Below are 14063 nucleotides of genomic sequence, written 5' to 3' on the forward strand. Positions count from 1 at the left end.
GCCCACCGCCAGCAGCGGCGCGGCGGGACGGTCCGGTGGCTGTTCCGGTGCGCGCGGGCCGCGGCGGAAGCGGGCCCACAGCCGGGCGCCGCCGGCGTCGCCACCGGACGGGACCGGGCCGGCGGGAGCGGAAGGGCCGGCGGGAGCGGAAGGGCCGGCGGGAGCGGCGGCGCCGGAAGGGCCGGCCTGCCGGAACCAGCCGTCCGCGGCCTCCCGGTCACCGGCGAGCAGCGCCAGCCGGCCCTGCTGCCACTGCGCGGCGCGCAACAGCGCCGGCAGCCCCGCCGAGGCCGCCACCATCGCGGCGGTACGTGCGTGGACCGCCGCGGTCGCGAGGTCCCCCGCGTCCGCGGCGGCGTCGCTCGCGCCGAGCAGTTCCCCGCACAGCCGCTCGGGCGGCACTCCGGGCAGTGGCGGCTGCGGTGCGGGCGGCTGACGGTGGCTCGGCATGACGCTTCCGGACGCCGGTCCCGGCCTGTCAATCGGCGCCCGGGGCACCGGCGGGCCCGGCGGGGCCCACAGTGACGCCGGCGACGGCCGGGGCCGCCGGGACGCCGCCGCGCCGGTCCGCGCACGCCCTCCCGCCCGCGCCGGTCGTACGACGGGCCGAGCCCCGGGCCCGCCGGCTGCGGTACGTCCCGCCCCGCGCGGGGCTGCGATCGCCGCGCGGGCGGAGCCCGGACATACTGGACTACCGGCACCAAGAAGGGCATGACCGACCCGGAGGCACCACGATGCCCGTGTACGAGATGCGCGCCGAGTACGACACCGAGGACGGCGGCCCGGCCGACGGAAGCCCGCTGAGGGCGTGGCACATGGTGGAGGACGGCGCCGCGACGGGGCTGTGCGGGCGGGAGCTCTCCCCCGCCGCGGCCGTGCAGGCGGAGGACGTATGGGGAACGCCGGCGGCGCAGCCCTTCTGCCACAGTTGTGGCGCGCTGTATCTGCGTCATACCGCTTGAGGCGGCGGAGCATAGCCGCTCGAACGCTTGTCCCGCATGCGGAACCCCGAAATTCCGGAGCGGGTGGAATCATGTGCGGATGCTGCTCACCGAGATCGACGCCGTCAATTGGAATGCCATTCCCACGCCGCGGCCGCGCCCTCGGACCGCCGACGCCCGGGACGGGGCGCGGGCCGAACGGCCCGACCCCGCGGCCGGGCTGAGGGCACTGGCCGCGGCCCGCGACCTCGAGGGGGTCGCCTCCGCCGTGGCGGCCCTGACCAGCAGTTCCCTGCTGCGCGGACGCACCGGCGAGGTGCTCCCCGGCGCCGTGGTCGCGGCCCCCTTTCTGCTGGACATCGCCGAGCAGGGCCATCCGCACGCACGGGAGTCGGCGGTCGTCCTCCTCGACGGCGCGATGCGGTCCGCGCCGCTCGCCGATTTCAGCCGCTTCCGCACGCCGGCCGGACATGACGCCCCGTTGTGCTGCGCGATAGCCGAACTCGTCCGCGCCCGCCGGGATTCCCTGGCGGAATGCGGGAGGTCCGGGAAATACCTCCTCAAAGCGAGCGACGCCCATTGGCGCTTCGACATCCGTGAGGCCTCGGGCGCGTCGGGCGCGTCGGGCGAGATCGTCGCCCTCGGCATCCTGCAGGGCGGGCTGCCCGCGCCGTCCTCCGGCGGCGAACTCCACCACGACGGCTCGGTGACCGCGGTCGGCGCCGTGGGCGTCGAGTGCCCTCCCGTGGACGCCACCGCTGAGGCGTGCCTGCGCCTGTCCGGCCTGGCGGCGGACGCCGCGGACGGCGGCGAGCTGGCCGGCGCCGTGCTCTACCCGGCGGCGTGCGGCGGCCATGGGCGCTGAGCCCGCCGCCGGCTGGGAGCCGGGCGCCCCGGGGGTACTGCGGCTGCCGTCGGGGCGGCTGGTGCGTGGACGGGGGCTGCGGCACCCGCTGCCGGCCGGTCCCGTCCCCGTGTTCGGGCTGTACCTGCTGGGCCACGAACCCCCGGCGGTGGCCTGGGAGAGCCGCTGGGTGCGCTGGCCGGACTTCCGGCTGCCCGCGGACCGTGCGGACGCCGCCCAGGCGCTGCGCGCGGCGTGGCAGCGTGCTGCGGACGAGCGGGTGGAGGTCGCCTGCGGTGGCGGGCTCGGCCGTACGGGGACGGCCCTGGCGTGCCTGGCGGTGCTGGACGGGGTGCCGTCCGGTGAGGCCGTCGCCTACGTCCGGGAGCACTACACCCGGCGCGCGGTGGAGACGCCCTGGCAGCGCCGCTACGTGTCGCGGTTCGCCTGAAGGTGCGGGGCGTACGCCCTGACCGCCTCCTTGAGCTGCCGCAGCGAGGGGTTGACCAGGGGCCGCCCCGCCACGGTGACGGTCGGCACGGTCTCGTTCCCGTCCGCCACGGAGCGCACGAAGGCGGCGGCGTCCGGATCGCGCCAGATGTCGACCGTGGTGTGGCGCAACCGCGTGAACAGCAGTTGCGCCCGCAGTTTCCTGCAGAACGGGCAGCCCGGCCGCCGGTGGACGACGATCCCGCCCCCGTCCGTGTGCGCGCCACTCATGCTCCCCCGCTCGGCAGGCGTGGCAGCCGCGTCCCGTGCAGCCACGGGTGGAAGACCAGCGCCTCCAGCGGCCGGTCGGTGTGCTCCTGGGCCAGGGCGGTGAACTGCCCGGTGGTCACGGTGCCATGGCGGTGGGCGGCGGCCCAGGCCCGCAGCAGCCGGAAGAACGCCGGGTCCCCCATGACCGTGCGCAGCGCGTGCAGGGTGAGGGCGCCGCGCTTGTACACCCGGTCATCGAACATGTTCCGGGCACCGGGGTGGGCCAGCCGCAGGTCCTGGGGCTGGGCGGCGAGCCTGGCGTGGGCGCGGGCCGCGTTGCGGGCGGCGGGCGCCTCGCCGCAGGACTCGGCCCACAGCCATTCGGCGTACGCGGCGAAGCCCTCGTTGAGCCAGATGTGCCGCCAGTCGGCGAGGGCGAGGCTGTTGCCGAACCACTGGTGGGCGAGCTCGTGGGCGACGAGGCGTTCGGAGCCGCGGCGGCCGTCCAGGTGGTTGCTGCCGAAGACGGACAGCCCGTGCGCCTCGACCGGGACCTCCAGCTCCTCGTCGGTCACGACGACCGCGTACTCGCCGAAGGGGTAGGGCCCGAAGAGCTCGCTGAACACCTCCATCATCCGCGGCTGGCGCCCGAAGTCGTGGTCGAAGTCGGCGGTCAGGCGCGGCGGGACGGCGGCCGGCTGGGGTACGGCACCGCCGAGGTGGTCGATGAGCTCGTACAGGCCGATCTGCACGGTCGCCAGGTACGGCGGCATCGGCCGCGGCTGGTCGTACACCCAGGTCGTCGTGGAGGCGCCGACCCGGTACGACTCCAGGCTGCCGTTGGCGACGACCGTGTACGGCGAGGGCGCGGTCACCGTGATCCGGTAACCCGCCCGGTCGCCGAGGTGGTCGTTGCAGGGGAACCAGGAGGGCGCGCCGATCGGCTGGCTGGCGACGAGCGCGCCGTCCTCCAGCTGCTCCCAGCCCAGCTCCCCCCAGTCGCGGGAGCGGACGGGCCTCGGGTTGCCGACGTAGCGGACCTCGACCGCGAACGGGCCCTCGGGCAGCGCCTTCGCGGGCTTGATGCGGAGCTTCCCCGCGCGGTGCGTGTAGCGGGCGGGGCGCCCGTCGACGAGGACCCGGTCCAGACGGAAGGCTCCGAGGTCGAGGCTGAACGCGGAAAGGGCCCGGTCCGCCAGCGCGGAGATCCGGGCCCGGCCCGAGAGGCGGTTGGCCGCCGGGCGGTACTCCAGTTCCAGGTCGTAGTGGGTGACCCGGTAGCCGCCGTTGCCGTGCTCGGGGAAGTAGGTGTCCGCGGACACCTCCGCCCCGGGCGTGGCGGGGACGGCGGCCCCGCCACGCACGCGCTTGCCGTTGCTCACCCTGTGCGGGCCCCCTCTGTGTGCCAGGCGGAGATCGGGTTGCCGAGCCAGCGGGTGCCCTCGGGCACGCTCTCGCCCCGCATGACGAGCGAGGCGGGACCGATCGCGCTCCGGGCCCCGACCGTGGCCCCGGGCAGCACGATGCCGTGCGGGCCGAGGCTCGCGCCCTCCCCGAGTACGACCTCGTCCATCCGCAGGATCCGATCGTGGAACAAGTGTGTCTGTACCACGCAGCCGCGGCCGACGGTCGCGCCGTCCCCGACCCGGACCAGGTCCGCCTCCGGCAGCCAGTACGTCTCGCACCATACGCCGCGTCCGATCCGCGCCCCCAGGCACCTCAGCCACAGGTTCATCAGCGGGGTGCCGCCGACCGCGCCGACGAGCCACGGCACGGCCAGCACCTCGACGAAGGTGTCGGCCAGTTCGTTGCGCCACACGAACGAGCTCCACAGCGGCCGTTCGCCCGTCCGCACCCGTCCGACCAGCAGCCACTTCATCACCACGGCCACCGCGCAGGCGACCGCACCGGCGCCCGCGAGCAGCGCACCGCCGGCGGCGAGCGCCACGGGCGCCCCGTACCGGTCGGCCACCGCCGCGTACCCGGCGAGCACCAGCACCACCAGCGCGACCGCGCACATCACGGGGACGACCCGGCACAGCTCGACGGCCGCGCGGGCCAGCACGAGCCGCCGGGGCGGCGCGAAGGTGCGGCTGCGGTCGCCCGTCTCGGGGACGCGCGGCAGCCGCATCGGCGGCATGCCCAGGTAGGAACTGCCCGCCTTGGCCCCCTTGGGCGTCGCCGAGAGCACGCCGACCAGGCCGTTCTTCGGCACCGAGCGGCCGGGGGCGGTCATGCCGGAGTTCCCGAGGAAGGCCTTCTTGCCGATCCGGGCCTCCGCGATGCGCATCAGGCCGCCGCCGAGCTCGTAACTGCCCACCATGGTGTCGTCGGCGAGGAAGGCCCCGTCGCCGACGGTGGTCATCGTCGGCAGCGCCAGCACGGTGGACGCCTCGACGTGGCGGCCGACCTTCATGCCGAGCGCCCGCAGCCACACCGGCGTCAGCAGGCTGGCGTAGAGCGGGAACAGGTGCGCGCGGGCCCGGTCCATGAGCCGGGCCGTCGTCCACGCCTGCCAGGCGACACGGCCGTGCACGGGGTGGTGGCCCTCGCGCAGCCCGACGCCCAGCAGCCGCACCCCGGCCAGCACCAGCAGCGCGTACGTCAGCAGCCAGGCGAGCGTGGCCAGGGGCACGGCCGCGACCGCGGCGGGCAGCGGCGCGGCGCCGGCGCCGCGCAGGAACCGGGCCAGCACCAGCAGGGCGGGCAGCGCCGACACCGCGGGCAGCAGGTCCAGGGCGAAGGCGGTCGCCTCGTACGCCGCCGACCAGCGCAGCCGTCGCGGCGGGCGGGAGTCGGAGCTGCGGTGCGGGGCCTTGCCGGTGCGGACGGCGGGCACACCGCCCCAGCGCTGTCCGGCCCGGACGGCGCCCACGACCGCGGAACCGGGGGCGATCTCGGCGCGCTTGCCGATCCGGGCGCCGGGCAGCAGGGTGCTGCGGGAGCCGACCGTGGCGCCCGCGCCGACGCGGATCTTGCCGATGTGCAGCAGGTCGCGGTCGAGCCAGTGCCCGGACAGGTCGACCTCGGGCTCCACGGCGCTGCCCTTGCCGAGCTTGAGCATGCCGGTGACCGGCGGCGGGGAGTGCAGGTCGGCGCCGTCGCCGACCTTGGCGCCCAGCGCGCGGGCGTAGTGGCTCAGCCAGGCACCGGTGAGGTTGCCGGCGCCGCTGACCTGCGCGAGGCGTTCGGCGGCCCACAGACGCAGGTGCACCGCCCCGCCGCGCGGGTAGGTGCCCGGGCGCACCCCGCGCAGCAGCAGCCGGGCGCCGCCCGCGGAGACGGCGACCCGTCCGGCGGGGCTGATGAGCAGCGCCCAGCCGGCCAGCACCCACCACCAGGAGACGGCCGGGACCCACGGGAACGGGCCGAGGAGGCGCAGCGCGTTGCCGATCGCGGCCGCCACGACGCCCCAGCGCAGTCCGGCCAGGACGAACAGCGGGAGCATCAGCGCCAGCTGGACCGCCGCGGCGCGCCTGGGCACCGGCCGTACGGGGCGCGCGGCGGCCCGGCGGGCGTCGGCCTCGTCCAGGCGCGCGGCGAGCGCCCCGAGGGTGGGGTGCTGGTAGACGTCGCCGACCGCGGCCGCGGGGTAGCGGGTGCGCAGCTGCGAGACGAGGCGGGCGGCGGTCAGGCTGCCGCCGCCGAGCGCGAAGAAGTCGGCGTCCGGCCCGGTCACCGGCGCGCCGAGGAGCTCGCCCCACAGGCCGGCGAGCAGGCCCTCGGTGCCGCCCAGTTCCGCGGCGGGCGCGTCGAGCCCGGGCAGCGGCCAGGGCAGCGCGTCCCGGTCGACCTTGCCCGAGGTCCGGGTGGGCAGGGTGTCCACGACGGCGAGCAGCGGGACGAGGGCGGCCGGCAGCGCCTCGCGGAGCCGGGCGAGCGCGTCGGCCTGGTCGAAGTCACCGGTCACCGCGACGTAGCCGACCAGGATCTGGTTGCCGCCCTTGGTGGTGCGGACGGCGGCGGCCGCGCCGGCGACGGCGGGCAGCGCCTGCAGCGCGGCGTCGATCTCGCCCAGTTCGATGCGGCGCCCGCCGAGCTTGACCTGCTCGTCGGCGCGGCCGACGAAGACCAGGCCCTCCGCGTCCGCGCGGACCAGGTCGCCGCTGCGGTAGGCGCGGTCCCAGCCGAGGGCGGGCAGCGGCGCGTACTTCTCGGTGTCCTTGGCGGGGTCCAGGTAGCGGGCGAGGCCGACCCCGCCGATGACCAGCTCGCCGGTCGCGCCCATGGGCAGCGGTTCGCCGTGGGCATCCACGACGGCCAGCTCCCAGCCGTCCAGGGGCAGTCCGATGCGGACCGGGCCCTCGCCGGTGAGCTGGGCGGCGCAGGCGACGACGGTGGCCTCGGTGGGGCCGTAGGTGTTCCACACCTCACGCCCCTCGACGGCCATCCGTTCGGCCAGTTCCGGCGGGCAGGCCTCGCCACCGAAGATCAGCAGGCGGACGTCGTCCAGCGCCTCGACGGGCCACAGCGCGGCCAGGGTGGGCACGGTGGAGACGACCGTGATCCCCTGCTCGACGAGCCAGGGGCCGAGGTCCAGCCCGGTGCGGACGAGGGAGCGCGGCGCGGGCACCAGGCAGGCGCCGTGCCGCCACGCCAGCCACATCTCCTCGCAGGAGGCGTCGAAGGCCACCGAGAGCCCGGCCAGCACCCGGTCGCCGGGTCCCAGCGGCTCCTCGGCGAGGAAGAGCCGGGCCTCGGCGTCCACGAACGCGGCGGCCGAACGGTGGGTGACGGCGACGCCCTTGGGCTTGCCGGTGGAACCGGAGGTGAAGATGATCCACGCGTCGTCGTCCGGCCCGGGACGGCGGCCGACGGTGCCGCGGGGCTCGGCGCACGGGGTGACCGTGAGGTGCTCGCCGATGACGGCGCACACCTCCGCCTCGGAGAAGACCAGCCGGGCGCGTTCCTCGGGGTCCTCGGCATCGACCGGCACATAGGCGGCGCCCGCGGAGAGCACGGCGAGGACCGCCACGTACAGGTCGGCGGTGCCCGAGGGCACCCGTACGCCCACCCGGTCGCCGGCGCCGATGCCGGCCTCCGCCAGGCGGCGGCGCAGGCGCTCGGTCGCGGCGGCCAGGGCCCGGTAGCTCAGCGTCGTGGTGCCGTCGTCGACGGCGGGTGCGGTGGGGTGCGCCCGGGCGGTGGCGGCCAGGACCCCGAGCAGGGTGCGCCCGGGGGCTGCGTCGCCGGCCCGGAAGACCGCCCGTGCGGGGCACAGGACGCCGGAGGTGCCGGCGACACCGGCGGGCGCGGGGTCCTCGAGGAGCGGGATGGGCGATTCGACGAGGGTCATACGGTGCTCCCCGGCTCGGCCGAGCCGGGGGTCGGTGGCGCCGCCGCGGACGCGCCGGGCACCTTGTTCCGGTCGCTCACGGCCAGAGACAGACGCATGTCAAACCCTCCAAGAACTCAGGACCACTGCGGCGCCGGTGCCCCTCGACCGGCCGGCCGGGGACCACGGTGTCCCGGCGCGCGGGACCGTCCCCGCGACTGGCGCACGCCCGGCGTCCCCGTACCGCGGCCGTCCGGACCGGACGGCCCGTGGCCTGGGGCCCCTCACCCGGCGTCACAAATGGCGAACAGGGAGTTTACCCGCGCTTAATCCCCACAGCCCGCCGAAAGGGGCGTACGTGGCCGCTCTCACAGTCGTGCCGGGCCCGGCGGGGCGTCGCCGCCACCTCCTTCCCACGGCCGATCCGACGGTCCCCATGCCGTGCACCGGCCCTCGCCCGGCGGTCGGGCCGGGGCACGTACGCCGCCCGTGGCGTCCCCGGCCGATGCTGTCCGGCCGGCGGGAAGCGGGACCACCATGTGTGACGCACGCCACAGACCCGACGGACCCCAGCTTGGCACGGGCCGCCGCTCCCTGCTGCGGGGCGGGACCTCCGCTCCCTACTGGACCACGGCAGGGACGCGAACACCGGCTTCACGGCGCATCCGGGTGACGTCACGCAGAACGGCCGGGCCGGCGTCCGGGCGGCCGGTGCGTTGATCGCCCGTCCGTCACATCGCGTTGACGGACGGGCGCTTCCGGGCAGCTCCGGCGTGCCCGCGATCGCTCCCCGCGCGATCCCGGCCAGAGTCGGTCCCGCCTGGCGGTCCCGCGGTGCGCGCTCCTACCCTCGGCAGCTCGGAAACCAGGGGGTGAGGACCGATGCCTGCCGCGGATGTGCGGGTCGTGCCGGTGCAGCGGATGCGGCCCGGCGACCACGCGTTCGTCAGTTATGACGGCGACCACACACGCTGGGACGTCCTGGCCGCGTTCGCACGGCTCGGGCTGGCGGCCGGCGAGCGGGTCATGGTCTTCGCCGCCCCCGGCGTGCCGGACCGGGAGGTGCTCGCCCACCTGGGTCCGGCCGACGACGCCGGGCGGCCCGGGGACGCCGACGCACGGGTGGAGTCGGCGCACCGGCGCGGGCAGCTCGTGCTGAGCAGCATGCGCGAGCTGATCCGTCCGGACCTCGCGTTCACGGCGGTACGGCAGCAGGGCCGGCTCGCCGAGGAGACGGACCGCGCGGTCCGCGAGGGGTACGCGGGCCTGCGCGCGTACATCGACATGCACTGGGTGCGCGACATGGGCGCGCCCATCGACGCGATGGTGCACCGCGAGACCCACGCCGACCACCTCTTCACCGGACGGCCGTACGCGGAGATCTGCGCCTACGACCGCCGGTGGTTCACCGGGGACGTGCTCGACGCGATGGCGCAGGCCCACCCGCGCAACCTGCTGACCCGGCTCGGCGCGCTGTACGCGGCGCGCACCGAGGGCCTGCTGCGGCTGCTCGGCGAGGCCGACCTCAGCACGCGGGATCGGTTCCACGGCGTGGTCGAGGACGCGCTGCGGCGGACCGTGGAGGGCGGGCGGCTCGTCCTGGCCCTGCGCGACCTGCACTTCCTCGGCGTCGGCTGCGCGACGGAACTCCTGACGCTGGTGGCCGCCGCCGGGGAGCGGGGGGTGCGGGTGGAGGTCCGCTGCTCCGCCTTCCACCTGACGCTGCTGCGCACGCTGGGCGCGACGTCCCTGCCGGGGCTGACACTGATCGAGGTGAGCGGCTGATGCTGGAGGAGCTGCACGAACCCTCCGCCGGCGATCCGGCCGCCGGGGGCTGCTGGCTGGAACGCGACTTCACGGAGGGCGAGCTGCCCCGACTGCGGGTACTGGCCGAGGAGTTCGCGATCTGGGCGGGACTTCCTGCGGCACGCCGCGGCGAGTTCGTCCTCGCGGTGAACGAGGTGGCCTCCAACGCGATCACCCATGGCGGCGGCCGCGGCCGCCTGATGCTGCGCCGGACCGACGGCGAGGTGCAGTGCCGGATCACCGACGCCGGCCCCGGCTTCAGCGCCGCCGTCATCCCCGAGCTGCTGCCCGGCCTCGACTCCCGCTGCGGGCGCGGCCTGTGGCTCGCCCGCCTGGTCACCGACCACCTCACGATCGCCACGGGCCCGGTCGGCGCGGTCGTCACCCTCGCGATCCGCCTCCACTGAGCGGGCGGCGCCCGGGCGGGGCCAGGCGGCTCGGGACGCCGCGCGGCACCCGAGCACGCCTCCGGCGGCCCGCGGCGCAAAGCCGTTGCCCAAGTACGAGTCGTGGCGGCGCCGTTGACTCGTACCCAAGGGGCCTCCAGGGGGCCCGGCCCCGGCGCGGGATGCCCACGCACCCCGGCCACCACGGTCACGTCGCCGCGTCCACCCTGCCGCCCGCACCCGCATCCGCGCTCACGGCAGGGCCGGGAGCGTGCCCTCACCGGGGAGGTGGATCCAGCCCTCGACGGCGGCCGCGTGGATCTGCTCCGGGCCGGCGGGACCGCGGGTGAGTCCGCGCTGGACGGCCCGTGCGGCGAGGGCGGCGACCAGCGCGTCGAAGGCGTGCTCGCTGCCGTCGTACGCGGCGCGTTCGGCCGGGCCGCACCGCAGCCAGGGGGCGGCCGCGCGGAGTTCGGCCGTCGAGCGCTCGGGGCCCAGGCCCCATCGTCTGCGGGACGCCGCCGGGTACACCTCGGCGATCCGACCGGAGCCGTCACGGGCCACCGGGCGGTCGCGGGCGGCGAGTTCGTCGGCGAGGTGGGCCCAGCGGGCGGCGGTGGCGCCCAGCCGGTCGAAGGCGACGGACAGCGGCCACCGGCCGCCGAGTTCCTCGTGGGTCAGGACGTCGGTGCGGCGGTGGCGCAGGGTCGCCCGGTACGCGGAGGCGTCGGTGCCCCGCCCGGGCCACGGCGTGCCCGCCGCGTGCGCGGCGACGGCCTCGACGAACGGGATCGGCCAGCCGAAGGGGCAGTCCACCCCGGCGCGTTCCCCCGGCTCCAGTCCGCACAGCAGGTCGGCCAGCACGTCGTCGGCGCACCCCAGCAGCGGCGGGGAGACGACGGCCGTACCGTCACCGGGCCAGGTGACAACCGCGACCGCGGTCGTCCGGGGGCTCGCGGCCAGGTCGATCCCGAGGGTGCGCACGGTCCCATCATCCCCGCCGCGCGGCGGGCGCGGCGGGGCGCGGCTGAACGTTCCGGTGCCGGGGTGCGTATCCCCTGCCGTACCGCACTGCAGCCAATGGTGAGGACCGGCCGATGAACGCTCAGAGCAACGTCCCCTTCCAGGGCCTTCAAGCGCTCCCCGACGGCGAGGCGGAACTGCCGCTCGTCGTGCACCTGCGGTGGGAGGACCTCGCGGCGCTGGGCCGTGAGGCGAGCCGGCTGGCGGTGCGGCTGCAGCGACCGGTGAGCCTCGACGAGGCGGCCGGGCACCATCTGCGGACCCGTTTCGGGGTGAGCCACGCGCCCGACAAGGACGAGCACCCGAAGACCGAGGCGAGCCGTGCGGTCACCGCGGCGGTGCCCTCCTCCGCCGCCCCGATGGCGATCGCGCCGGGTGCCGCGCAGCAGTCCGGGGGCGCCCACGCGGCTCCCACCCATGCGGCCCCCGCGCACGCCTCGGCCCACACCTCCGCGCACGCCTCGGCCCACACCTCCGCGCACGCCTCCGCGCACACCTCCGCCCCGGCGTCCGGCACCGGGCTCATGCCGGGCCAGCAGCCCGAGCACCCGGGCAGGATGGCGCCGCTCGGTGGCCGCAACGTCGTGGAGCAGCCCACGACCGCCGCCGGGTAGCTCCCCGCTCCCCCGGCAACCGCTCCCCCGGCAACCGCTCACATCGCCGCGAGCGCGCGCCCGACGTCCCGCAGATGGGCGCGGAGCGCGGCCGGGGTGTCCTCGTCGAGGACGACGGGGAGCCCGGCCAGCGCCACGAGGTCGTGCGTGATCAGGTCCGGCGAGTCCGCGCCAAAGGTCACCCGGCAGCGGCCCTCGTCCAGCGGCGTCACCCGCCCGGGCAGCGGCGCCGGGAGGCGGGCCAGCACCTCGGCGGCCGGCGCGCCGACCGTGGCCGCGGCCGTGAAGCGGTAGGGGGCGGCGGTCAGCGTCGCGGCGAGGTACGCGGCGGGGTCGGCACCCGGGCCGCCGGGCAGGTCCCGCGGGGTGAAGCGGCGGTGGACGGGGGCGGGGCCGGTGAGCCGGTCCAGCCGGAACACCCGCCAGCCCGCGCGGTCGGTGTCGTAGGCGATGACGTACCAGCGCCCGTACGCGGTGGCGAGGCTGTGCGGCTCGGCACGGCGCCGCTCCGGGGCGGCGGCGGCGCGGCCGCGGTAGTCGAAGGTCACCACCTCGTGGTCGCGGCACGCGGCGGCGAGGACGGCCAGTGCGTCCGGATCGGCCTCCGGAAGCGGCTGCCCGACCGGGACGCGGACGGAGGCCGCGCCGACGGCGGCGACCCGGGCCCGCAGCCGCGCGGGCAGCACCTGCTCCAGCTTGGCCAGGGCACGCACCGACGTCTCCTCGATGCCCGCCACACCACCGCCCGCGGCGGCCGTGCGCAGTCCGACGGCGATCGCCACCGCCTCGTCGTCGTCCAGCAGCAGGGGCGGCAGGTCGCGGCCGGAGGCCAGCCGGTAGCCACCGGCCGTGCCCGTGGTGCCGTGCACGGGGTAGCCCAGTTCGCGCAGCCGGTCGACGTCCCGGCGCACGGTGCGGCCGGTCACGCCGAGACGGCCGGCGAGCTCGGCGCCGGACCATGTGCGGCGGCTCTGCAGCAGCGAGAGCAGCCGCAGCATCCGGGCGGGCATCGTCGGGCGGTCCGTCGTCATGCGCCGAGATTTCCACAGCCTGGGGACAGGATGTGTCCTCAAGCGCTCCTAGCGTCGTCCCCATGTGGACGAACACGCACGAGGACACCCTGATCACCCCGGACGACGCGGGGTACGACGCCGAGCGCTCCGGTTTCCAGACCGCCTATCTCCACCGCCCCGACCTGATCGTCGCCGCCCGGACCGCCGAGGACGTCCGCGCGGCGGTGGTCCACGCGGCGGCCCGCGCGCTGCCGGTCGCCGTCCAGGCCACCGGGCACGGCCTGTCCGTGGCCGCCGACCGGGGTGTGCTGATCAGCACCCGCCGCATGCGCGCGGTCCGGGTGGATCCGGTTGCGGGCACCGCGTACGTCGGGGCGGGTGCCCGCTGGTCGGACGTCGTCGCGGCGGCCGCGCCCTTCGGGCTGGCGCCGCCGAGCGGTTCCTCGCCGGACGTGGGCGCGGTCGGCTACACCCTCGGCGGCGGACTGGGCCTGACGGCGCGCCAGTACGGCTGGGCCTGCGACCACGTACGGGCCTTCGACGTCGTCACGGCGGACGGCCGGGCCCGGCACGTCACCGCCCGGAGCGAGCCGGAACTCTCGTGGGCGCTGCGCGGCTCCGGCCACGGCCTCGCCGTGGTCACGGGGATGGAGATCGGGCTGCTGCCCGTGCCGGCGCTGTACGGCGGGCAGTTGGTCTTCCCGGCCGGGGCGACGGAGGAGGTGCTGGAGGCGTACCTGCGCTGGACCCGGGAGGTGCCCGAGGAGCTGACGTCCTCGGTGGCCCTGGTCCCGGCCGGGCCCGGGGGACGGCACCTCGCCTCGGTGCGGATCGCCTTCAACGGCCCGGCGGCGGAGGGCGAACGCCTGGTGGCGCCGCTGCGCGCGACCGGGCCGCGTACGACCGACGACCTGCGGCCCGTGCCGTACACCGAGTCGGGCGCCATCCACCGCGACCCACCGCGGCCGCACGCCTACGCCGCCGACAACGCCGTGCTGCGCGACGTCGACGCGGCCGCCCTGCGCCGGGTCCTGGCGGCGGCCGCCGGCACCGTCGTCGACCTGCGCCACCTCGGGGGCGCCCTGTCCCGGCCGCCCGCCGTACCGGGCGCGACCGGCCACCGCGACGGGCGGTTCCTGCTGCGGGTGATCTCGGCGGCAGCGCCGGAGATGGAGCCGGTCCGGGCGGTGCAGCGCCGCGTCCTGGCCGAGGTGGCCGACCGGACGGCCGGGCGCTGCCTGACCTTCGTCTACGGCGACGGGGCGGGGGCCACCCCCGCCCAGTTCGGTTCCGGCCACCCGGCGCCGGACGCCGAACGCCTCGCCCGCCTGAAGGCGGCCCTCGACCCCGCCGACCTCTTCCGCTTCAACCGCGGGGTGCGGCCAGGAGGCTAGCCCGCCCGGCCCGACCCGAACGCCGTGTACGTGACCCGGCTGCCGCGGTGGGGAGACCCACGAGGGGC

General features: G+C 76.8%; 12 protein-coding genes. 7 read left to right on the plus strand and 5 right to left on the minus strand.

Features of this window, described 5'->3' with window-relative positions; translation table 11 throughout:
- Positions 1-734 precede the first annotated feature (734 nt).
- The 3 genes from PV341_RS21640 (at position 735) to PV341_RS21650 (ending at position 2236) form a co-directional block, all read left to right on the plus strand.
- Entirely contained in the window at positions 735-962 is a 228-nt protein-coding gene (locus PV341_RS21640) for a hypothetical protein (RefSeq protein WP_499513299.1), read from the plus strand.
- Between the two features lie 79 nt (positions 963-1041).
- Complete coding sequence (locus PV341_RS21645) at positions 1042-1806, plus strand: hypothetical protein (RefSeq protein ID WP_500329458.1); 765 nt, start codon at positions 1042-1044, stop codon at positions 1804-1806.
- On the plus strand, positions 1796-2236 hold the full coding sequence (locus PV341_RS21650) for a protein-tyrosine phosphatase family protein (RefSeq protein ID WP_500329457.1): 441 nt from the start codon (positions 1796-1798) through the stop codon (positions 2234-2236). Before PV341_RS21645 ends, PV341_RS21650 begins: the two co-directional genes overlap by 11 nt.
- Here PV341_RS21650 and PV341_RS21655 read toward each other — a convergent pair.
- Genes PV341_RS21655 through PV341_RS21665 form a run of 3 tightly spaced genes read right to left on the minus strand, consistent with a single transcriptional unit; the run spans position 2215 to position 7780 of the window.
- Positions 2215-2505 carry a glutaredoxin domain-containing protein gene (locus PV341_RS21655; RefSeq protein WP_500329455.1) on the minus strand — a complete coding sequence of 97 codons (291 nt, stop codon included), beginning with the start codon at positions 2503-2505 and terminating at the stop codon, positions 2215-2217. The genes PV341_RS21650 and PV341_RS21655 overlap by 22 nt on opposite strands.
- The gene (locus tag PV341_RS21660; RefSeq protein ID WP_500358740.1) at positions 2502-3866 is read right to left on the minus strand and encodes a M1 family metallopeptidase; all 1365 of its coding nucleotides are present in this window, start codon (positions 3864-3866) and stop codon (positions 2502-2504) included. The genes PV341_RS21655 and PV341_RS21660 overlap by 4 nt, the downstream gene beginning before the upstream one ends.
- A complete protein-coding gene (locus PV341_RS21665; protein ID WP_500358741.1) occupies positions 3863-7780 on the minus strand; it encodes a Pls/PosA family non-ribosomal peptide synthetase in 3918 nt (1305 codons plus the stop codon). The genes PV341_RS21660 and PV341_RS21665 overlap by 4 nt, the downstream gene beginning before the upstream one ends.
- An 861-nt stretch (positions 7781-8641) precedes the next feature.
- Here PV341_RS21665 and PV341_RS21670 point away from each other — a divergent pair.
- Together PV341_RS21670 and PV341_RS21675 are read left to right on the plus strand one after the other, a co-directional pair.
- On the plus strand, positions 8642-9544 hold the full coding sequence (locus PV341_RS21670; protein WP_500358742.1) for an MEDS domain-containing protein: 903 nt from the start codon (positions 8642-8644) through the stop codon (positions 9542-9544).
- Complete coding sequence (locus PV341_RS21675) at positions 9544-9972, plus strand: ATP-binding protein (RefSeq protein ID WP_500329451.1); 429 nt, start codon at positions 9544-9546, stop codon at positions 9970-9972. Before PV341_RS21670 ends, PV341_RS21675 begins: the two co-directional genes overlap by 1 nt.
- Positions 9973-10203: 231 nt before the next feature.
- On the opposite strand, the gene PV341_RS21680 is transcribed toward PV341_RS21675, so the two are convergent.
- The gene (locus PV341_RS21680; RefSeq protein WP_500329450.1) at positions 10204-10935 is read right to left on the minus strand and encodes a DUF429 domain-containing protein; all 732 of its coding nucleotides are present in this window, start codon (positions 10933-10935) and stop codon (positions 10204-10206) included.
- A 113-nt stretch (positions 10936-11048) separates the two neighbouring features.
- Here PV341_RS21680 and PV341_RS21685 point away from each other — a divergent pair, with 113 nt between their 5' ends.
- Complete coding sequence (locus PV341_RS21685; protein ID WP_500358744.1) at positions 11049-11588, plus strand: hypothetical protein; 540 nt, start codon at positions 11049-11051, stop codon at positions 11586-11588.
- 38 nt (positions 11589-11626) lie between these two features.
- Here PV341_RS21685 and PV341_RS21690 read toward each other — a convergent pair whose 3' ends face one another.
- A complete protein-coding gene (locus tag PV341_RS21690; protein ID WP_500358745.1) occupies positions 11627-12619 on the minus strand; it encodes a helix-turn-helix transcriptional regulator in 993 nt (330 codons plus the stop codon).
- A 62-nt stretch (positions 12620-12681) separates the two neighbouring features.
- On the opposite strand from PV341_RS21690, the gene PV341_RS21695 reads away from it, so the two are divergent.
- A complete protein-coding gene (locus tag PV341_RS21695) occupies positions 12682-13995 on the plus strand; it encodes an FAD-binding oxidoreductase (RefSeq protein WP_500358746.1) in 1314 nt (437 codons plus the stop codon).
- Positions 13996-14063 lie beyond the last annotated feature (68 nt).

This window comes from Streptomyces sp. PA03-1a, from assembly GCF_033792805.1.
Lineage (GTDB): Bacteria > Actinomycetota > Actinomycetes > Streptomycetales > Streptomycetaceae > Actinacidiphila.

Excerpts from the sequence above, each read along its gene's own strand:
- PV341_RS21650 (WP_500329457.1), top strand. The coding sequence starts at position 1,796 with ATGGGCGCTGAGCCCGCCGCCGGCTGGGAGCCGGGCGCCCCGGGGGTA.
- PV341_RS21645 (WP_500329458.1), top strand. The coding sequence starts at position 1,042 with ATGCTGCTCACCGAGATCGACGCCGTCAATTGGAATGCCATTCCCACG.
- PV341_RS21695 (WP_500358746.1), top strand. The coding sequence starts at position 12,682 with ATGTGGACGAACACGCACGAGGACACCCTGATCACCCCGGACGACGCG.
- PV341_RS21655 (WP_500329455.1), bottom strand. The coding sequence starts at position 2,505 with ATGAGTGGCGCGCACACGGACGGGGGCGGGATCGTCGTCCACCGGCGG.
- PV341_RS21640 (WP_499513299.1), top strand. The coding sequence starts at position 735 with ATGCCCGTGTACGAGATGCGCGCCGAGTACGACACCGAGGACGGCGGC.
- PV341_RS21670 (WP_500358742.1), top strand. The coding sequence starts at position 8,642 with ATGCCTGCCGCGGATGTGCGGGTCGTGCCGGTGCAGCGGATGCGGCCC.
- PV341_RS21685 (WP_500358744.1), top strand. The coding sequence starts at position 11,049 with ATGAACGCTCAGAGCAACGTCCCCTTCCAGGGCCTTCAAGCGCTCCCC.
- PV341_RS21690 (WP_500358745.1), bottom strand. The coding sequence starts at position 12,619 with ATGACGACGGACCGCCCGACGATGCCCGCCCGGATGCTGCGGCTGCTC.
- PV341_RS21675 (WP_500329451.1), top strand. The coding sequence starts at position 9,544 with ATGCTGGAGGAGCTGCACGAACCCTCCGCCGGCGATCCGGCCGCCGGG.
- PV341_RS21665 (WP_500358741.1), bottom strand. The coding sequence starts at position 7,780 with ATGACCCTCGTCGAATCGCCCATCCCGCTCCTCGAGGACCCCGCGCCC.